Annotated in this window: 21 protein-coding genes, 2 tRNA genes and 1 pseudogene; 20 read left to right on the top strand and 4 right to left on the bottom strand. The window is 58.9% G+C overall.

Annotated elements, in window-relative coordinates; all coding sequences use genetic code 11:
• The first annotated feature begins 150 nt into the window (after window positions 1-150).
• The 5 genes and pseudogenes from SM763_RS19955 to SM763_RS19935 form a co-directional block, all read left to right on the top strand.
• The gene (locus tag SM763_RS19955; RefSeq protein ID WP_368999536.1) at window positions 151-486 is read left to right on the top strand and encodes a hypothetical protein; all 336 of its coding nucleotides are present in this window, start codon (window positions 151-153) and stop codon (window positions 484-486) included.
• Window positions 487-583: 97 nt separating this feature from the next.
• Window positions 584-874, top strand: a complete 291-nt coding sequence (locus tag SM763_RS19950; protein ID WP_368999535.1) for a hypothetical protein — start codon at window positions 584-586, stop codon at window positions 872-874.
• Between the two features lie 200 nt (window positions 875-1,074).
• Window positions 1,075-2,685, top strand: a complete 1,611-nt coding sequence (locus SM763_RS19945) for a type IV secretory system conjugative DNA transfer family protein (RefSeq protein ID WP_368999534.1) — start codon at window positions 1,075-1,077, stop codon at window positions 2,683-2,685.
• Window positions 2,686-3,275: 590 nt separating this feature from the next.
• Window positions 3,276-3,608, top strand: a complete 333-nt coding sequence (locus SM763_RS19940) for a hypothetical protein (RefSeq protein WP_368999533.1) — start codon at window positions 3,276-3,278, stop codon at window positions 3,606-3,608.
• A gap of 24 nt (window positions 3,609-3,632) precedes the next feature.
• A pseudogene (locus SM763_RS19935) lies at window positions 3,633-4,625 on the top strand (recombinase family protein); the annotation flags it as partial.
• A gap of 541 nt (window positions 4,626-5,166) precedes the next feature.
• Here SM763_RS19935 and SM763_RS19930 read toward each other — a convergent pair.
• Window positions 5,167-5,241, bottom strand: a tRNA-Thr gene (locus SM763_RS19930).
• A gap of 4 nt (window positions 5,242-5,245) precedes the next feature.
• On the opposite strand from SM763_RS19930, the gene SM763_RS19925 reads away from it, so the two are divergent.
• The 14 genes from SM763_RS19925 (at window position 5,246) to SM763_RS19860 (ending at window position 13,974) form a co-directional block, all read left to right on the top strand.
• Complete coding sequence (locus SM763_RS19925) at window positions 5,246-5,482, top strand: hypothetical protein (RefSeq protein WP_274834882.1); 237 nt, start codon at window positions 5,246-5,248, stop codon at window positions 5,480-5,482.
• Window positions 5,483-5,487: 5 nt separating this feature from the next.
• Window positions 5,488-6,756: a UDP-N-acetylglucosamine 1-carboxyvinyltransferase gene (gene murA / locus SM763_RS19920; protein ID WP_368999532.1), complete on the top strand. Its 1,269-nt coding sequence runs from the start codon at window positions 5,488-5,490 to the stop codon at window positions 6,754-6,756.
• Window positions 6,756-7,235 (top strand): DUF2948 family protein, encoded by a 480-nt coding sequence (locus tag SM763_RS19915; protein WP_274831484.1) that lies wholly within the window; start codon window positions 6,756-6,758, stop codon window positions 7,233-7,235. The genes murA and SM763_RS19915 overlap by 1 nt, the downstream gene beginning before the upstream one ends.
• 110 nt (window positions 7,236-7,345) lie before the next feature.
• Window positions 7,346-8,647 (top strand): histidinol dehydrogenase, encoded by a 1,302-nt coding sequence (hisD, locus tag SM763_RS19910; protein WP_274827516.1) that lies wholly within the window; start codon window positions 7,346-7,348, stop codon window positions 8,645-8,647.
• 98 nt (window positions 8,648-8,745) lie between these two features.
• Window positions 8,746-9,225 carry a UPF0262 family protein gene (locus SM763_RS19905; RefSeq protein ID WP_065272408.1) on the top strand — a complete coding sequence of 160 codons (480 nt, stop codon included), beginning with the start codon at window positions 8,746-8,748 and terminating at the stop codon, window positions 9,223-9,225.
• Between the two features lie 3 nt (window positions 9,226-9,228).
• Window positions 9,229-9,687: an arsenate-mycothiol transferase ArsC gene (locus SM763_RS19900; RefSeq protein WP_065272407.1), complete on the top strand. Its 459-nt coding sequence runs from the start codon at window positions 9,229-9,231 to the stop codon at window positions 9,685-9,687.
• Window positions 9,684-10,079: a ketosteroid isomerase-related protein gene (locus SM763_RS19895; RefSeq protein ID WP_274867655.1), complete on the top strand. Its 396-nt coding sequence runs from the start codon at window positions 9,684-9,686 to the stop codon at window positions 10,077-10,079. Before SM763_RS19900 ends, SM763_RS19895 begins: the two co-directional genes overlap by 4 nt.
• The gene (locus SM763_RS19890; RefSeq protein ID WP_368999531.1) at window positions 10,079-10,660 is read left to right on the top strand and encodes a GNAT family N-acetyltransferase; all 582 of its coding nucleotides are present in this window, start codon (window positions 10,079-10,081) and stop codon (window positions 10,658-10,660) included. Before SM763_RS19895 ends, SM763_RS19890 begins: the two co-directional genes overlap by 1 nt.
• 53 nt (window positions 10,661-10,713) lie before the next feature.
• On the top strand, window positions 10,714-11,592 hold the full coding sequence (locus tag SM763_RS19885) for a carbon-nitrogen hydrolase family protein (RefSeq protein ID WP_347510679.1): 879 nt from the start codon (window positions 10,714-10,716) through the stop codon (window positions 11,590-11,592).
• Between the two features lie 85 nt (window positions 11,593-11,677).
• On the top strand, window positions 11,678-11,896 hold the full coding sequence (gene infA, locus SM763_RS19880; protein ID WP_005620785.1) for a translation initiation factor IF-1: 219 nt from the start codon (window positions 11,678-11,680) through the stop codon (window positions 11,894-11,896).
• A gap of 121 nt (window positions 11,897-12,017) precedes the next feature.
• Window positions 12,018-12,599: a Maf family protein gene (locus tag SM763_RS19875; RefSeq protein WP_274827512.1), complete on the top strand. Its 582-nt coding sequence runs from the start codon at window positions 12,018-12,020 to the stop codon at window positions 12,597-12,599.
• A complete protein-coding gene (locus SM763_RS19870; RefSeq protein ID WP_368999530.1) occupies window positions 12,596-13,618 on the top strand; it encodes a ribonuclease E/G in 1,023 nt (340 codons plus the stop codon). The genes SM763_RS19875 and SM763_RS19870 overlap by 4 nt, the downstream gene beginning before the upstream one ends.
• A complete protein-coding gene (locus SM763_RS19865) occupies window positions 13,615-13,818 on the top strand; it encodes a DNA gyrase inhibitor YacG (protein WP_274831491.1) in 204 nt (67 codons plus the stop codon). The genes SM763_RS19870 and SM763_RS19865 overlap by 4 nt, the downstream gene beginning before the upstream one ends.
• An 81-nt stretch (window positions 13,819-13,899) precedes the next feature.
• Window positions 13,900-13,974 (top strand) — tRNA-Phe (locus SM763_RS19860).
• A 190-nt stretch (window positions 13,975-14,164) separates the two neighbouring features.
• On the opposite strand, the gene SM763_RS19855 is transcribed toward SM763_RS19860, so the two are convergent.
• Window positions 14,165-14,572: a hypothetical protein gene (locus tag SM763_RS19855; protein ID WP_368999529.1), complete on the bottom strand. Its 408-nt coding sequence runs from the start codon at window positions 14,570-14,572 to the stop codon at window positions 14,165-14,167.
• An 86-nt stretch (window positions 14,573-14,658) separates the two neighbouring features.
• Window positions 14,659-15,027: a hypothetical protein gene (locus tag SM763_RS19850; protein WP_368999528.1), complete on the bottom strand. Its 369-nt coding sequence runs from the start codon at window positions 15,025-15,027 to the stop codon at window positions 14,659-14,661.
• A gap of 374 nt (window positions 15,028-15,401) precedes the next feature.
• Here SM763_RS19850 and SM763_RS19845 point away from each other — a divergent pair, with 374 nt between their 5' ends.
• Window positions 15,402-16,640 (top strand): DUF3644 domain-containing protein, encoded by a 1,239-nt coding sequence (locus SM763_RS19845; protein ID WP_368999527.1) that lies wholly within the window; start codon window positions 15,402-15,404, stop codon window positions 16,638-16,640.
• A gap of 111 nt (window positions 16,641-16,751) precedes the next feature.
• Here the strand turns inward: SM763_RS19845 and SM763_RS19840 are convergent, their stop codons facing one another.
• Window positions 16,752-17,261 carry a 3'-5' exonuclease gene (locus SM763_RS19840; protein ID WP_368999526.1) on the bottom strand — a complete coding sequence of 170 codons (510 nt, stop codon included), beginning with the start codon at window positions 17,259-17,261 and terminating at the stop codon, window positions 16,752-16,754.
• Window positions 17,262-17,368: the final 107 nt, after the last annotated feature.

Raw genomic sequence — 17,368 nt, 5'->3', positions numbered from 1 at the left:
CCAGAGATTTGAGAAACGAATTTGTAGCGCACATTGCGAAACGCACTCCCCATCATGAGATGGAGATCACATCGCAGCCGAAGCCATTAGCAGCAATGTGGGGTTGAGACGGCGCTTACGTTTATCTTTCCCAAATTTGGAGCATTGTCTATGACCGCAGTGTCCTGGCTAAGCTTGCTTGCCTCAAGTGGGGGCTTCGCAGGCGGAAGTTACTTCCTCAAACGATATGCTGATCTTGGGTCGCTCGTTGATCTGGGTTGTGCATTCGCTATCTTCGCTTTGAGCAACCTGATTTACGCACAAGTGCTTGCCAAGGGGCTTGGCCAAGGTGCTGCCATGTCCAGCATGACGCACCTGATCATCGTATCGGTGATCGGCATGACGGCCTTCGGCGAGCGCATGACCTATCATCAGATCAGCGGTCTAATGCTTGCTCTGTGCAGCATCTGGCTGTTCGCGCAATCCAGCCAGTCTGTCACGGGCTGAGCGTATCCCCCGAAACGAGTTCGGCAATCGCGATATAACAGGATTCGAAGCGACACGAACTCGTTTCACAAACCTTCAAACCTCGGAACAAAGGAACATGAACTCGAACCACGCAAAGGCGGGGCAGAATCTCTTCATGTCTTCTGTCACCGGCCTTGCCAACGTGCTGGCTTTCATTGCCGCGTTTCTCGGAGGTCCGACCTTGTATCACCATACAGGTCCGATCATTCTGGAATTGACCTACCAAACCTACGGCGGTGAGATCATTGGTCTCGCAAAACTGGTTTGGCACGGGACGTGTTACTTGGTCATCTACTTCGTGGCACGCGCAACAATCGGAACAGCAGTGATCTTTGGTGGGGCGGCCTTGATCGCCCGCTTTCTGTGAACCTCGCACCAAAAGGAGGATATCCAATGGCAAAATGGGAACCTGCCGGTACTGTCTGGCGCAAAAAGAAAAGTGCTTGGCCGGGTGTGATCACCGTAGTGATCATCCTGATCGTCATCGGTGCAGCCATCGGCTGATATAAGCCAAGAAACCGAACCAAAGGGTCGCCAATTGGCGGCCCTTTTTCTTTGGGGGAATAAATGAACTTCGACAATGAATCTAACCGTTTTGGTAGCGCCGCATGGGCAACCGAACGTGAGCTATCTCGTGCCAACCTTCTGGGTGGCGCTGGCACGCAATTTGGCTACTTCGCCCAAACTGCTCTGACCCTTGAAACGGATGCGCCACGGCTCACAATTGCGGGTGCTGGGTCTGGCAAGATGCGCGACCTTCTGTCAATGGCCGTTGCCGGAGCCGCTGGAATGCGCAACTTCGTCCTCGACCCACGCGGCGAAATCGCTTCGGTCACGATGGTCAACTTCGCGACAGCGGGCGCATACCTTTTTTGTTGGAACCCAACTGGTCTGCATGACCTTCCACAACATGCCATGCAACCGCTCGACATTCTGAAGCTGGAGAGCCCGTCATTCCATGCAGACTGCAAGTTCATTCTGCAAAGCCTAATACCGGTAAGCGGTTCTGCGAGCGGGAAATACTTTGAGCTAAGAGCGCAAGAATGGGGTGAAGCCTTCGTCAAAATGCTCGTCGAGCGTGACGGTGAGGTTTCTTTCCCTTCGCTCTACCGCACCCTGAACGCCATTGAATCCAACACAGGTGAATGGCCCGACATTCTTGAGTTTATGCTGGGCTCAAGAATGGAGAGCGTGCGGCGCTGTGCGGGCGAGATGCTGGCCAAACAGCAAGACAGCCCCCGCGAGTTCGGAAGCATCGTCGGCGAACTCTACGCCTACCTAAACTTCCTTGATGATCCAATGCTTCAGCGGGCTCTTGAGAAACCGCGCGCATCGCTCTCAGCAACCTGTGATCCCGCGCAACCCGCGTCTTGGTTCATCAATGTGCCTATCGAATACGTCTCGATCTGGGCTCCCGTGCTGAGGACTATGTTCACGGTGCAGATGCTCTACAAGTCACGCAACCCTTCATCGCCTCCGGTGAATATGATCATCGATGAGGCGGGGCAACTCGGCAATTTTGATGCGCTCCTGCGGTCCTTCACCTTCGGTCGCGGTGCTGGAGTTCGTGCTTGGGCTTTGTTTCAGGATGCGGGGCAAATTACCCGAAACTTCGGCCCGACAGGATTGCAGGGCTTCATGGGGTCAGCGGCCTTGCGGCAGTTCTTTGGCGTGCGCGACTATCAGACCGCGCAACTCGTATCGTCGATGCTCGGACAGGAAACGCTGGAATACGATGATACACTGCGCCAATCGCAGGCGCGTCAAGCCAAGCGCCAAGCTGCCATGAGCATCCTTGGCGGAAGTGATCCGTTCGCAGCCGCTCAGAACTTCCGTCATCACGCGTTCGAAGAGACGCACCGAACCAAGCAAGCCCGTGCATTGATGACGCCTGATGAAATTTTGGCGATGCCAGAGGACAGGCAGATTTGCTTTGTCTCAGGGAAGAGCCTGGGACCGATCCTTGGTCACAAAAATCCGTACTACACGCGCCCTGAATTTGCGGGACGGTTCTTACCCAATCCGTTCCACCCGCCGCTGGATCGCGTTCCTATCCCCCGCAGGTGGGGGCGCGGAACGGCTAAGGTGATCACGGAAGCGGTGCCAAGCAAGTTTGCGCACCTCCCTCAATACGACGCTGGCTCTTGGTCTTACGTCAAAGGTTATCGCCCGCGCTAAACCTAATCAGGAGAAATCTATGTCCCAAGAAAGAGAGGAAGACAGGCGTCCAAAAGTGTGTCATCGCGACGGGCTTGTGGAAGTCGCAGTCTGGGAACGCGAGACTGACAAAGGGCCAGTCTATAACACAGAGAGAACGCGCTCTTATCGCGACGAGGACGGGAAATGGAAAAAGACCCACTCCATTCCTGAACGTGATCTCTTAAAAGCTGCGCGCCTCGACCAAAAGGCGTACGAGAGCATCGCAAGGTTGCGGCAACAAGCGCTAGACGGACCTGAGAAGCGCGAACCGCGCCGCCGTCAACGCGATGATCGAGAGCGGTAAGTCAATGTCAGCGGGACGTTCGGCATTGCTTGAGCATCCCGTTGCTTTGCCGCTGTTTTTGCCGAACATCGCCAAAACATGGTACAATTGAGGAAAGGTGCGGCGGCGAAAGCCAACCTCAGCAAGCGTTAGCGCTTCACCGCACCACAAGTGAACAGCCAACTTGGCCGTTCACGCAACGATCCAAATAACGAAATGCCGACCCGCGTCATGCTCCAGTGGCCGCGCTGGGCTCCTTCGTCCCAATCGAAAAGGATGATCCTTCGTGAAAGATATCGAAACCATAGGTGAGAATGCTTTGTCTGATGCCCTCGAGAATGCAGTAACAGGTCGTTCTGCTCCGAGCCTCGAGATAGATGTGGAACGCTACCAAGCGTATCTCGACGACCCCTCGCTTTCGCGTGAACAGAAGGTAGAGATTCTCACTGCGTTCTGGTCTGTCATCACAACTTTTGTGGAGATGGGTTTTGGGGTTCATCCTGTCCAACAAGCCTGTGGAAAACCCAGAACAGAGCTTGAACATGCGGGCTTTTCGGAGTCCACTGAAGTACGATTGGATCAATGCAAACAACCAGACGAACAAACGCCTGCGCCCTGATCGCAGGCGAGAAAGAGAGGATTCATGGGGGTCCCAGAAGCAAACATGGAGCCAGTTAAGGCCCTCATTTATTGCCGTGTCTCGACAACCAAGCAGAAGCTAACTGGCTCTGGCTTAGACAGTCAGGAACATCGCTGCCGCCAGTACGCTGAGAGTAAGGGATACGACGTTGAGATGGTTTTCCCTGACGACGCATCAGGCGGCGGGGACTTCATGAAGCGCCCTGGCATGTGCGGCATGTTAGCTTATCTCGATGCGCAGCAAGGCAAAGATTACGTCGTCATTTTTGATGACTTGAAGCGCTTTGCACGCGATGTTGAATTCCATATCAAGCTGCGCCGTGAATTCGCAGACCGTGGCGCTCGCATCGAGTGTCTCAACTTTGCTTTCGAGGACACGCCAGAAGGAAAGTTCATCGAAACCATTATCGCCGCACAAGGCGAATTGGAGCGTGAACAAAACCGTCGCCAAGTAAAACAGAAAATGATGGCGCGCGTAGAAAAAGGCTACTGGGTCTTTCACCCGCCTGTCGGATACAAATTCGAGACCAGTCGCACCCATGGAAAGCTGCTAGCTCCCGATGAACCTATAGCAGAATGCTTGAGGGAGGCACTTAATGGCTACGCTAATGGCCGTTTTCGGTCTCAAGCTGAGGTGCAGCGCTTCCTTGAAAGCCAGCCGGACTTTCCGAAGGATCAACCGAACGGGAAAATCCGTGCGTGGAAGATCACTAAAATTCTACGCAATCCCATCTACGCGGGACATGTTCAGGCCAAGAAGTGGGGCGTTTCACTCCGTCGCGGCCATCATGAACCGCTAATCAGCTATGCGACCCATGAGCAAATATTGCGGAACCTGAAAGAGGGTGCGCGTCCCGCAGCAAGAGCTGACTTCTCGCCTGACTTCCCGCTGCGCGGTCACGTCCATTGCAGCGCGTGCGGAAACGCGATGACAGGTGCTTGGTCTAAGGGCAAATACAAGCACTACGCTTACTACCGTTGCGAAACACGCGGTTGCTCGCAAAAGAGCAAGTCGATCCCGAAAGCCAGACTTGAAGACGGCTTCGAGGATGTTCTCAAGAGCCTTCAACCGACTAAGCATTTGGTCGATCTGGCAATCGCCATGTTTAAGGACGCCTGGAACGGGCGTCTGGAGCTGGCAAAAGCGGATCGCGCTGAATGGGCGCGCCAAGTGAAAGCTGCTGATGAGAGTATCTTGGAACTCGTTGACCGTATGGTCGAGACCAGGAACTCCTCAGTTCTCAAGGCGCTGGAAGCCAAGATCGAAAAGCTCGAACGTGAGAAGTTGCTGTTGGTCTCGAAGGCCGAAGAACCCCTCCCGAATGCGGCGAGGTTTGAAGAATGTATGGAACTCGCCCTGCGATTCCTTTCAAGGCCTTGGGATATATACAAAAATGGAAGTTATGCGGTGCGCCAGACTGTCTTGAGGCTGGCGTTTTCTGAGCCGCTCAAGTTCACGCCTGAAGGCGTGTATGGAACACCAAAAACCACCTTACCCTTCAGGGTGTTAGGAGGTTTTTCCGGAAAAAAGTGTGAGATGGTGCTGCTGGAGAGAATTGAACTCTCGACCTCTCCCTTACCAAGGGAGTGCTCTACCTCTGAGCTACAGCAGCGCCGGTGAGGGGGCTTTTAGGGATAAACGCAGAGCGGCGCAAGACCATTCTGGACGGTTTTTTCACACTAAGTTACACAAGGTTTATGGCAGATAAAAAATCACCAAAAACCAGTGCTCAGTCCACCACCCGCGAGGATCGCCTCAAGGCCGCCCTGAAGGCCAACATGGCCCGCCGCAAGGCGCAGGCTAAGGCGCGTGCCGGGAAACAGGACGAGCAAACAGGCGGTTCGGAAAGGTAGAGCGGATGGATTCGATTCTGGTAACGGGCAATGGCCCCCTTAAGGGGCAGATCCCCATCGCGGGGGCAAAGAATGCCTGCCTTACCCTGATGCCGGCAACGCTGCTCAGCGAAGAACCGCTGACCCTGACCAATGCACCGCGGCTGAGCGACATCAAGACGATGACCCAGCTGCTGCAATCCCTTGGCGCCGAGGTTTCCGCGCTTCAGGACGGTCAGGTGCAGGCCATGTCGAGCCACAACCTCGACAATCACGTGGCCGATTATGACATCGTGCGCAAAATGCGGGCGTCGAATCTGGTGCTGGGGCCGATGCTGGCCCGACTGGGTCAGGCGGTGGTGTCTCTGCCGGGGGGCTGCGCCATCGGTGCACGCCCAATGGATCTGCATATTCACGGGCTGGAGGCGCTTGGCGCCGAGATCGACCTGCGCGACGGCTATCTTCATGCCAAGGCGCCCGGCGGACTGAAAGGCGCGGTGATCGATCTCGACTTTGCCTCGGTCGGGGCCACTGAAAATATCCTGATGGCGGCGACCCTGGCCAAGGGCACCACCGTCATCAACAACGCCGCGCGGGAGCCGGAAATTTCCGATCTCGCCGATTGCCTGCGCAAGATGGGCGCCCAGATCGAAGGCGACGGCACCTCGCGAATCGAAGTGCAGGGCGTTGACCGCCTGCACGGCGCCACCCACCAGGTGGTAACCGACCGGATCGAGCTTGGCACCTATATGCTGGCACCGGTTATCTGTGGCGGCGAAGTCGAACTGCTGGGCGGCCGGATGGATCTGGTCGGCGCTTTTGCCGAAAAGCTGGACGAGGCAGGCGTCGCCATCGAGGAAACAGACGCGGGCCTGAAAGTGCGCCGCCGCGGCGACAGGGTGAAGGCGGTCAATGTGACCACAGAACCCTTCCCCGGTTTTCCGACCGATCTGCAGGCGCAGATGATGGCGCTGATGTGCACCGCCGATGGGGTCAGCGTTCTGGAAGAGAAGATTTTCGAGAATCGTTTCATGCACGCGCCGGAGCTGACCCGCATGGGCGCCCGCATCGACGTGCAGGGCGGCACCGCCACCGTAACCGGGGTTGACCGGCTGAAAGGTGCCCCGGTGATGGCCACCGATCTGCGCGCTTCGGTCTCGTTGATTCTGGCGGGACTTGCGGCCGAGGGTGAAACACTGGTCAACCGGGTCTACCATCTGGACCGCGGCTATGAACATGTGGTGAGCAAGCTGTCTGGCGTTGGCGCAAAAATTGAACGGATCAAGGGGACCTGATGGCAGACGCAACCTTTGAAGAGGGCCGCGAGGCGCCGCTGAACCTTGGCGCGCAGGAAGAAGAGGACCTGAAAGTCATTTCTGCGCTGGTGCAGGATTCGGTGTTTCCGGTTACCGAAATGCGCTGGCAGGCCTCCCGGCACCGCTTTGCGCTGCTGGTCAACCGGTTCCGCTGGGAGGATCGCGCCGCAGCCGAAAAGCGCGCCCGCGCTTACGAGCGGGTGCAATCGCTGCTGGTGGTCGACAATGTGCTGGGCGTCGCCTCGCAAGGGGTTGATCGCAGCGACAAGGATCTTGTGCTGTCGCTGTTGTCGCTGTCCTTTGAACCCGGCGAAGACGGGGCGGGCCACCTGGTGCTGACCCTGGCCGGCGATGGCGCCATCCGCCTCTCTGTCGAAGCCATCGATGTTTCGCTGCGCGATGTGACCCGGCCCTATACTGCGCCTTCCGGCAAGGCGCCCGATCACGGCGACGACTGACGCCGCTGCCCGGCGGGCTGCGGCAGGGCAAACTGCTGCACCCGGCGGCAAAGGCTTGTCCCGGCGCGGTTCGCTCTATATGTCCCGGTCGCACCAGCCGGAGTGACCAGATGCCTGTATTCCTTGATACCTCTGATGCCAATTTCGAGGCTTCCTTTGCCGCGCTTCTGAGCGCCAAGCGCGAGGACAGCCCGGACGTGGATGCCACTGTCGCGGAGATCATTGCCGATGTACGCAGCCGCGGCGATGCGGCCCTGATCGACCTGACAGCGAAGTTCGACCGGCTGGAGCTGAGCGCCGACAAGCTGGCAATTTCCGAGGCCGAAGTGACCGCCGCGATCGCAGGCGTCCCTGCTGCGGAACGGGCGGCGCTGGAACTCGCAGCGGATCGCATCCGCGCCTATCACGAACGGCAGATGCCCGAAGATGCCCAATGGACCGATCCGGCGGGAGCCATCCTTGGCTGGCGCTGGTCTGCGGTTTCTGCTGCAGGCCTCTATGTACCGGGCGGGCTGGCCTCTTACCCCTCCTCGGTGCTGATGAATGCCATTCCGGCCAAGGTCGCCGGGGTCGAGCGTCTTGCCATCACCGTGCCCACGCCCGACGGGGTGCTGAACCCGCTGGTGCTGCTGGCGGCGCGGCTGGCCGGGGTGGATGAGATCTATCGCATCGGCGGCGCTCAGGCGATTGCGGCGCTTGCCTATGGCACAGAAAGCATCGCGCCGGTGGATAAAATCACCGGCCCGGGCAACGCCTTTGTCGCCGCCGCCAAGCGCCGCGTCTTCGGCAAGGTGGGCATCGACATGATCGCCGGGCCGTCGGAAATCCTGGTGATCGCCGACAAGGACAACAACCCCGACTGGATCGCGCTGGATCTGATGAGCCAGGCGGAACACGACGAAAGCGCCCAGTCGATCCTGATCACCGACGATGCCTCCTTTGGCCGCGCGGTGGCCGAAGCCGTGGACAAGCGCCTTGAAACACTGGAGCGCCGCGCCATCGCCGGAGCCAGCTGGCGCGATTTCGGCGCGGTAATCACCGTGCGCGATCTCGATGAGGCCGCAAACCTGTCAAACCGCATCGCGCCCGAGCACCTGGAACTCTGCACCGGCGATCCCGAAGAACTGAGCCAGAAAACCATCCACGCCGGGGCGATCTTCCTGGGCCAATACACGCCCGAGGCCATCGGCGATTACGTCGGCGGCCCCAACCACGTGCTGCCCACGGCGCGCTCGGCGCGGTTCTCTTCGGGCCTGTCGGTGATGGATTTCCTCAAACGCACCACCCTGGCCCGGATGACGCCCGAAGCGCTGCGTGCCATCGGCCCGGCGGCAGAAACCTTGGCGCAAAGCGAAAGCCTGGAGGCGCACGGCCTGTCCGTCACCCAGCGTCTGAACGCGCTGAACGACTGATCACGGCCGGACGCGGCGCAAGGCAGCCCTCAAAAGATTGCCGCGCCGCGCGCCATCGGCTAGTGAGGATGCGATTCCCGGTTAAGAGATCGCACGCCATGAGCCGCATCAGTCATATCGAGCTGGACGACAGCAACCTGCCGCCCCCGACCCCCGAGATCGAGCAGGAGCGCAAGGTGGCGCTGTTTGACCTGATCGAGGAGAACTCCTTTACCCTGCCTGCCCGTGATGGGCGCGCTGTCCCCCCCGGCCCCTATCATCTGGGGCTGGCGATCCGGGATAAACGGCTGGTCTTTGATATCACCACCGAAGACGGGCAGAAGGCGGCGGAATTTCATCTGTCGCTGTCGCCCTTCCGGCAGGTGGTGAAGGATTACTACCAGATCTGCGAAAGCTATTTCACCGCCGTAAAGACCCTGCCCCCCAGCCAGATCGAGACCATCGACATGGCCCGGCGCGGCATTCACAACGAAGGCAGCCGCGTGCTTCAGGAACGTCTGGAGGGCAAGGCCGAGGTGGATACCGACACCGCCCGCCGCCTGTTCACCCTGATCTGCGTCCTGCATTTCGGAGGCTGACGGGTGGAGCAGTTACCGCAGTCCATCCTGTTCTGCTGTGACCACAATGCGGTCCGATCCCCCATGGCCGAGGGGATCATGAAGAAGTTCTATGGCGCCGGGACCTACGTGCAGTCGGTCGGCGTCAAGAATGACATGGAAATCGACGGCTTCTGCATCGCTGTCTGCCAGGAAATCGGGGTGGAACTGTCGCGCCACCGGTCGCGCTCTTTCGACGAGATGGAGCAATGGGGCGATGATCTGTCGTCCTTTGATCTAGTGGTGGCCCTGTCGCCTGCCAGCCAACGCCGCGCGCTGGAGCTGACCCGCTATTTTCACCTCGAAGTCGAATACTGGCCGATCATGGATCCGACCGGCCTTGGCGAAACCCGCGAGGCCAAGCTGGACAGCTACCGGCAGACCCGCGACCAGATCATTCAACACCTGAAAGCCCGCTGGGGCGAACCGACGGAGCTGTTATGAGCGAGACCATCACGCGCTATTTCGCGGCCTTCAACGCAGGCGACACCCAAGGCATGATCGATTGCCTGTCTGACGACGTGGCCCATCACGTCAACGAGGGCAACATCCGCGTTGGCAAGGAAAAATTCGCCGAGTTCTGCGACCACATGAGCCGCTGCTACCGTGAAGAGCTCACCGACATGGTGGTATTCTCCACCCCGGACAGCAGCCGCGCCGCCGCCGAATATATCGTCAACGGCACCTATCTGGAAACCGACGCGGGCCTGCCCGAGGCGCGCGGCCAGACGTACCGCCTGCCTGCGGGCTCCTTCTTTGATCTGAAGGACGGCAAAATCTCCCGCGTCACCACCTATTACAACCTCTCTGACTGGATGGCGCAGGTCTCGGCCTGATGGCGGTTAAGGTCAAAGCCCTTTCGGGCGAGGCATTGGAGGCCGCCCTGCCGGATCTGGCACGGCTGCGCATCGAAGTGTTCCGCGCCTTTCCCTATCTCTATGATGGGGACGAAGCCTATGAGCAGCATTATCTGCGTAGCTACCGCGACACGCCCGATGCGGTGCTGGTGGCAGCTATATCCGAAGGACGTGTGATCGGCGCGGCGACGGGCATGCCGCTGAGCAGCCACGGCGATGCGACGCAGATCTCAAAGGGCGAATTGCCTGTCGAGGATGTGTTCTACTGCGCCGAATCCGTGCTGCTGCCAGAGTTCAGAGGACAGGGTATCGGCCATGCCTTCTTTGACCACCGCGAAGCGCACGCGCGCACCCTTGGTTTCAGGCTTTCGGCCTTTTGCAGCGTGATCCGCCCGGAGGATCACCCGCTGCGCCCCGCAGATTACCGCAGCAATGATCTGTTCTGGCGCAAACGCGGCTACCGCCCGATGCCGGGTGTGCTTGCAGAGTTCACCTGGACAGACATTGGCGACCGCGCCGAAAGCAAAAAGGCGCTGCAATTCTGGAGCCGGGAGCTGTAGGCTCACTTTGAAACGACCGGCGGGGTACCCGCCAGACAAAAGGGATCTCGCCCATGAAAATCGCCACCGCCGCCTACCCGCTCGACTGGCTCGACAGCTGGGCTCAATACGAGGACAAGCTGGCAAAATGGGTCGGGGATGCCGCCAAACAGGGCGCCGACCTGCTGGTCTTTCCCGAATATGGCGCGATGGAGCTGGCGACGCTGGATGGCGCTGACGCCGCCCTTGATCTGGAGCGGTCCCTGCATGCCGTATCGGATCGGATGGAGGACGCCGCCGCGCTGCACCTGAAACTGGCCGCCGAACACGGTGTTCATATCCTCGGCGCCTCGGCCCCGGTGAATGCCGGTTTCGAGCGCCCGGTTAACCGCGCTGAGTTCTACGCGCCGACCGGAGAGCGGGAGCATCAGGACAAGCAGATCATGACCATGTTCGAGCGCGATCCCTGGAATGTCACCGGGGGCGGACCGCTCAAGATTTTTGACACCGCGCTTGGCAAGATCGGCGTGCTGATCTGCTATGACAGCGAATTCCCCCTGCTGGGCCGGGCGCTGGAAGAGGCAGATATCATCCTTGTCCCCTCCTGTACCGAGGCGCTGGCGGGATATTGGCGAGTGCGTATCGGCGCCATGTCGCGGGCGCTGGAAAACCAGTGCATCACCGCCATGGCCTCAATCGTGGGGCAGGCAGACTGGTCCGAATCGGTTGACGTGGGATGCGGCATGGGTGGCATCTTTGGTCCGCCGGATACCGGCTTCCCTGCGACCGGCGTCTTTGCCGAAGGCACCCTGGACCAGCCCGGCTGGACCCTGGCCGAAGTGGACATCGCACAGGTCGCCGAGGTCCGTCGCAATGGGGTCGTCCGCAACCGCAGCCACTGGGACGAACAGAACAGCAGGACAAAAACCTGCACAATTCGCCTCATGCCGTGATTGCGCCCTTGAAAAATTGGGAAAATAGGCTCATTTAAGCGCTCATCCCCGCAGATTGACGGGGTAACGCAATGATGGAGAGAACATGGCCAAGGAAGATACGCTCGAATTTCCCGGTGTCGTGAAGGAACTCCTGCCCAATGCGACGTTTCGGGTCGAGCTGGAAAACGGCCATGAGATCATCGCACATACGGCAGGCAAGATGCGCAAGAACCGCATCCGTGTTCTGGCTGGCGACCGGGTTCAGGTGGAAATGACCCCCTATGACCTGACCAAGGGCCGGATCAACTACCGCTTCAAATAAGCGACCGATCCGACTTGATGACCAAAGCCCGGCCCAGATGCCGGGCTTTTGTTTTTGGGGGTTTACTCCTAAAACAAGGGCCCACGGCAGCATTGGCACGGTATAGATAAAAGGGCCCCTCATGGCATTCATTCTGGGATCTGGCAGCCCGCGGCGGCTGGAACTGCTGGCACAGCTTGGCGTTACCCCGGACGCGGTCCGCCCGCCGGATATCGACGAGACCCCTCACAAGGGTGAGCTGCCGCGCGACTACTGCGCCCGCGTGACACGTGAAAAGGTGCAAGCCGTGCCAGCAGGGGCCGATGATGTTGTGCTCTGTGCCGATACCACCGTCGCGATGGGGCGGCGAATCATGGGTAAACCCGCCGATGCCGGAGAGGCCGCCGAATTCCTGCTGGCCCTGTCTGGCCGCCGCCACCGGGTCATCACCTCGGTCGCGGTGCGCCGCGGCGAGAGGGTCTGGCAAAAGGACGTGGTCAGCCAGGTTAAGATGAAGCGCCTCAGCGATGAGGAACTGAACGCCTATCTCGCCAGTGACGACTGGCAGGGCAAGGCCGGTGGCTATGCCATTCAGGGACCAGCGGGGGCCCTTATTCCCTGGATCAACGGCTCCTTTACCGGGATCGTCGGCCTGCCGCTTTGCGAAACCGCCCATCTTCTGCAGGCCGCGGGCTGGCCACTATACAAGGAGGCCGCCGCATGAAGGGCCGCACGATCGTTCTGGACCACATCGAAGGCCACGAGGCCGCCGCGCTGATGGTCGATGGCAAGCTTGAGGATTTCCTGATCGATGGCGACGCCCCCGTGCCCGGCACCGTCTACCGCGCTCGCGCCGACCGCCCGGTCAAGGGCCAGGGCGGCATGTTCCTCAGCACGCCTGATGGCGCCGCTTTCCTGCGGCAGGTCAAGGGCATGGCCCCGGGCCAGCAGCTTCTGGTGCAGGTCACCGGCTATGCGGAACCGGGCAAGGCGATCCCCGTCACCCAGAAACTGCTGTTCAAAAGCCGCTACGCCATCGTCACCCCCGAGGCGCCGGGGCTGAACATCTCCCGCTCGATCCGGGACGAGGATGAGCGTGACCGCCTGCTGGAGGTTGCCCATCTGGCCATGGAGGGCACCGATTATGGCCTGATCCTGCGCTCTGCCTGCGCGGGCGCGGATGCCGATGAGGTGGCCGAGGATATCGCCGCCATGGCAGCCCTGGCCGATCAGGTCCTGAACGATCACGGAACCGAGGTGGAAACCCTCGCCGAAGGCGACGGCCCCCATATCCGCGCATGGCGCGACTGGGTGGAACCGGCCGAGGTCGAACGCACTCCGGGCGGCTTTGAGACCCACGGTGTGCTGGACGCGCTTGACCAGGCCCAGGGTATCCGCGAACCGCTGCCGGGCGGCGGGTTCCTTTATATCGAACCCACGCGCGCACTGGTGGCCGTCGATGTCAACACCGGCACCGATACCTCGCTCGCGGCCGGCCTCAAGGCCAACATGGCCTGCGCCAAAGACCTGCCCCGGGCGCTGCGTGTTCGGGGACTTGGCGGACAGATCGTGCTGGATATGGCGCCGATGCCAAAAAAGGACCGGCGCGCCTTTGAAACCACTCTGCGGGCCGCGCTGCGCGCCGACAGCGAAGAAACGGTTCTGGTCGGCTGGACCAACCTGGGCCACTTCGAACTGCAACGCAAACGCGGCCGCCCAACCCTGCGGGAGATTCTGCGATGAGCTGCCCGATCTGTGGCGAGGAAACCGCCCGCGCCTACCGCCCCTTCTGCTCTCGGCGCTGCGCGGATCTTGATCTGGCGAAATGGCTGAACGGCGCTTATGCGGTCCCCAGCCGGGACCCGGAAGACATTGAAAAGGCGCTGGAAGAGACCGAAAGATCGCTGTCCTCCGGAGAAAAGCCCTCACAGTTCCGGCATTGAAAAATTTCTTTCAAAAAGCCTCTGGACACCGCCCGCCCCACAGCATAGAAGGCCCACACCCAAGGCGAGACGCCTTCCCGTGCCCGGGTAGCTCAGGGGTAGAGCAGTGGATTGAAAATCCTCGTGTCGGTGGTTCGATTCCGCCCCCGGGCACCACTTTTTCCCAAGTGAGCGATGTCAAATTGCTGAAATCTTTGATTTCATTGCAATTTTTCTATTCTGAGGGCGGCTTTGCCCCACATTTTGTCCCACAAACTGCCCCACAGAATCAGTGTGGAGGCAATTTGTAGGAGGCGCTGGCGGTGGCAGTTGAATCTCCGGGATGATGCTCGATTGGAAAGGCCGCTCAGCCCAGAAACGTCTCCGCCAACTTGACCGATGCCCTGAAGTCATCGAGTTCAGATTTGGCTTCTGAAAATTGGCACCAGCGCCAGGATAGGTTTATCAGCTTCACGAGCTTCTGATGTCTGTCGCCAGGCGCAGCTGTTTCACCCTCGATATCTGCACTCCTTATGCGCTCCCGAATATCATCCAAGGCTGTTTTGATGGGGAGGCCGATCAGGGAGAGGATTTCGCTGTTCACGTCGTCGAGCCCTTCTCGGCGTTCGAGCTTGTCGAGAACCTCCAAGACCGCATTGCGACCCGCCCCCTGCGGCACCAAGCCTGCTTCGCGCCATTCCTTCGACAAAAGACGTCCATGCCCGAGGGCGGTGTGGACGCGTTTCTGCAGCTGATTTTCGATGTATCTGTTCATGATGTCTTCCTCCAGAACATGAGACCGCAGAATGTGATCTCTCAAGACGCCGGCAGACAAGTGACTGCCAGCGCAGGGCGGCCTGTTCAGGCAGCGAGAGGGAGGGAGATCTCACCCGCTGCGTGGAGCCGCAAAAGCACATCGAGGTAGGATTCGGTCAGAAGGCAGATATCCTCGACATATGGGGCACCCGGGTCGATGTCAGAGAAATAGGCGCTCTCGGGTCGCTCCGGATCGTGAACGTGGCGGAGGGTTAGGAGGTCGAGCAGGCGCAGGAGGCCCTTCTCGAGGCGGCGTGTAAGAACCGTGGAGGTGCAGGTGTCGTCGATGAGATCAGAGGTGGCTTTCAGTTCCGGCTTGCCGCCGAGCAGCAGAGCTGAGTTCTGCAGAGCCTCGGAATGCACCAGGAAGAAATCCTGGAGTTCCGCGAGCGCATTGGGAGTTTGGTCGAACATTTCTGTCCTCCATGTTGTGCCGGCCGCAGGGTGCAGCCGATATCAAGCGCGGCATTCTTGGATTTCCTTTTCTGTGTTTTGATTTCGCCCGGACCACCGAAGGAATGTGAGGCGGGCCGGCAGCCCGGGCTTCACTCACATGTGACCAGGGCTGAATAGATTTTCGCTACCTTGGCCGGATCACGAGGGGTATCCCGTTTCCGATCGCGCCCTCATTGGAAGGGGCGAGAATGGAAGCGAGATTGTCCCTATTGTTCTGCACGCAATGCTTTCTTCCGCCTGGGCACTGATGTGGAGAATTCCGCTCAACGTGGACCCATAGCCGTTGCAATTTCAAATAGGAGCCTGCTACCAATCAACCTGAAGGAGATGGTATGGCTGGCGACGATGAAAATACTGATGATGAAAACAAGCCGGTGCGAAAAATCAAGCGTCGGAGAGGCAATACGCTCGAAAAATGGGAAGTCTCTATTGTCAAAGCGATGATAGCCCGGGGTGGTGAGTTCACGAACGACCAAGACATCCTTGCCTACTTCACTCGCCCGACGAGATCTGTAAATCACAGGTTGATCAGCCAAATCCGTTCAGGTGACAAACACAAATCGATCAAGGCCGCTTCTGACGGCAGCCTCGAGGATTTCCTGGCAACATGGCCCGACATTGACCCAGAAACGGGGCTGAGTGCGCGTGGAGACGAACTTCTCATTAAGGCCAGGGAGGCAATGATTGCCGCTGTTCATATATTCAATGGTGCGGGGCTCACCTTTCGAGCTGAACTATTCATTGTGACAGCCGTGATCGCTTGGACCTATTTGCTCCACGCTTGGTTCAAGCGCGAAGGTGTCGACTATCGATATCCAGGCCAGAAAACCCAAGAAGGTGCAGACAAATACTGGGAGCTCGGGCATTGCCTGAAACAGGGGAAATGCCCCGCCAAAGGAGGTGTGGCAAAGAATCTCGAGTTTCTCTTAGGGCTTCGCCACGAAATCGAGCATCGTTCAACCAATCGAATTGACGACGCGGTTGGTGCAAAGTTGCAGGCTTGCTGCATCAACTTCAATGATCTCCTGAAGCGAGAATTCGGAGCTCAGTATGGGCTGGAAAAGCGGCTGCCCATTGCTCTTCAGTTTGTGTCATTTGGGGCAGATCAGCGCTCAATACTAAAAAAGGCCTCTGATCTCCCTCAGCATCTTTCATCAATGATCGACGAATTCGAGAAATCTCTAACTGAAGAAGAGATGGACGATCCTGCATATCGAATGAAAGTCGCGTTTGTCCCCGTCGCTGCAAAAAGGCCTGGTGCCGCTGATGCAGCCATAGAATTTGTCGCTGCGGGAAGCGAAGAAGCCGACGAAATTGGAAAGGTCATTTTCAAAGAAGTCTCGAAAAAAAGGTATCCTCCTGGCGAAGTTGTAAAACGCGTCCAGGACGCCGGCTTCCCAAAATTCAGAATGCACGACCATACGCTGCTCTGGCAGAGCCTTGATGCAAAGGGCAAAGGGAATAAGGGGTATGGAACAGACGGCGACTACAAGGGGAGTTGGGTCTGGTTCGACAAATGGGTCGAACGAGTGATCGAACACTGCGATGAGCAGGGTGCAATGTTCAAATAGAAGGGTGAACCGTTTGGGGCAGCTCGTCGCAGCAATATCTTGTGCAATGCAATCAATTTCCCCCATGAAAACTCTTTGCGTGCAGAACTACTGGGCCAGTAAAAAAGCTGCTCAAGAACAACCGGCGAGCCAGGCATGGGCGAGATCGGCGGCGTCTGCACCCGCCCGATGGGTCGACTGTCTGTTTGCCCCCGCCTTGTAGACCGTGTGGATGCGGCCGGCCGCACCGGTGCCATATTCTTGCGAGAAGGCCTGCCAGACCTTCTCGTCAAAATCGGCCAGCTCGATGCCATGATCGTCGTCGACCACACTCATCAGCCGGTCGAGCCAGCGCTGGTCGAATTCGGGTGCATCACTGAGAACCAACTCACCGGCGATCCCATCAGCCAGCCAGCGAGCGACGTCTTCTGCCGGCTCCGCATCCGCGAGTTCATCCAGCGAGATTCCGTGGATGGCAGCGCTGTCCTCGTGCCACTCCGACATCGACCATGTCTGATGCGGGCGGATCAGCTTGCTGTCGACGAGCACCTTGCCCTGATCGACGCGGGCGATACCGACCTCGATCGGCCAGCTTGCGGGGCTCAGGCTCGAAGCCTCAAAATCGATGAACACCGGCTGCATTACGTTTTCCTTTCTTATCTGCGTTTCATACCAGTTGCGGCGTCAGGTCGAAGTGTTTCCTGATTCCAGCTTGCGCCCTCCGGACAAGTCGGTGCCGTCCACTGCTG

Source organism: Pseudophaeobacter sp. C1-32P7 (genome assembly GCF_041008775.1).
Taxonomy (GTDB): Bacteria; Pseudomonadota; Alphaproteobacteria; order Rhodobacterales; family Rhodobacteraceae; genus Phycobacter; species Phycobacter gallaeciensis_A.
Note: the sequence above shows the minus strand (reverse complement) of the source record. Positions and strands in the feature narration are given on the sequence as shown.

What these genes read in the sequence shown, in the direction of transcription:
- infA (WP_005620785.1), top strand. Translation starts at nt 11,678, where the DNA reads ATGGCCAAGGAAGATACGCTCGAATTTCCCGGTGTCGTGAAGGAACTC.
- SM763_RS19895 (WP_274867655.1), top strand. Translation starts at nt 9,684, where the DNA reads ATGAGCGAGACCATCACGCGCTATTTCGCGGCCTTCAACGCAGGCGAC.
- SM763_RS19905 (WP_065272408.1), top strand. Translation starts at nt 8,746, where the DNA reads ATGAGCCGCATCAGTCATATCGAGCTGGACGACAGCAACCTGCCGCCC.
- murA (WP_368999532.1), top strand. Translation starts at nt 5,488, where the DNA reads ATGGATTCGATTCTGGTAACGGGCAATGGCCCCCTTAAGGGGCAGATC.
- SM763_RS19890 (WP_368999531.1), top strand. Translation starts at nt 10,079, where the DNA reads ATGGCGGTTAAGGTCAAAGCCCTTTCGGGCGAGGCATTGGAGGCCGCC.
- hisD (WP_274827516.1), top strand. Translation starts at nt 7,346, where the DNA reads ATGCCTGTATTCCTTGATACCTCTGATGCCAATTTCGAGGCTTCCTTT.
- SM763_RS19915 (WP_274831484.1), top strand. Translation starts at nt 6,756, where the DNA reads ATGGCAGACGCAACCTTTGAAGAGGGCCGCGAGGCGCCGCTGAACCTT.
- SM763_RS19840 (WP_368999526.1), bottom strand. Translation starts at nt 17,261, where the DNA reads ATGCAGCCGGTGTTCATCGATTTTGAGGCTTCGAGCCTGAGCCCCGCA.
- SM763_RS19955 (WP_368999536.1), top strand. Translation starts at nt 151, where the DNA reads ATGACCGCAGTGTCCTGGCTAAGCTTGCTTGCCTCAAGTGGGGGCTTC.
- SM763_RS19870 (WP_368999530.1), top strand. Translation starts at nt 12,596, where the DNA reads ATGAAGGGCCGCACGATCGTTCTGGACCACATCGAAGGCCACGAGGCC.
- SM763_RS19875 (WP_274827512.1), top strand. Translation starts at nt 12,018, where the DNA reads ATGGCATTCATTCTGGGATCTGGCAGCCCGCGGCGGCTGGAACTGCTG.
- SM763_RS19855 (WP_368999529.1), bottom strand. Translation starts at nt 14,572, where the DNA reads ATGAACAGATACATCGAAAATCAGCTGCAGAAACGCGTCCACACCGCC.
- SM763_RS19950 (WP_368999535.1), top strand. Translation starts at nt 584, where the DNA reads ATGAACTCGAACCACGCAAAGGCGGGGCAGAATCTCTTCATGTCTTCT.
- SM763_RS19850 (WP_368999528.1), bottom strand. Translation starts at nt 15,027, where the DNA reads ATGTTCGACCAAACTCCCAATGCGCTCGCGGAACTCCAGGATTTCTTC.
- SM763_RS19865 (WP_274831491.1), top strand. Translation starts at nt 13,615, where the DNA reads ATGAGCTGCCCGATCTGTGGCGAGGAAACCGCCCGCGCCTACCGCCCC.
- SM763_RS19845 (WP_368999527.1), top strand. Translation starts at nt 15,402, where the DNA reads ATGGCTGGCGACGATGAAAATACTGATGATGAAAACAAGCCGGTGCGA.
- SM763_RS19945 (WP_368999534.1), top strand. Translation starts at nt 1,075, where the DNA reads ATGAACTTCGACAATGAATCTAACCGTTTTGGTAGCGCCGCATGGGCA.
- SM763_RS19885 (WP_347510679.1), top strand. Translation starts at nt 10,714, where the DNA reads ATGAAAATCGCCACCGCCGCCTACCCGCTCGACTGGCTCGACAGCTGG.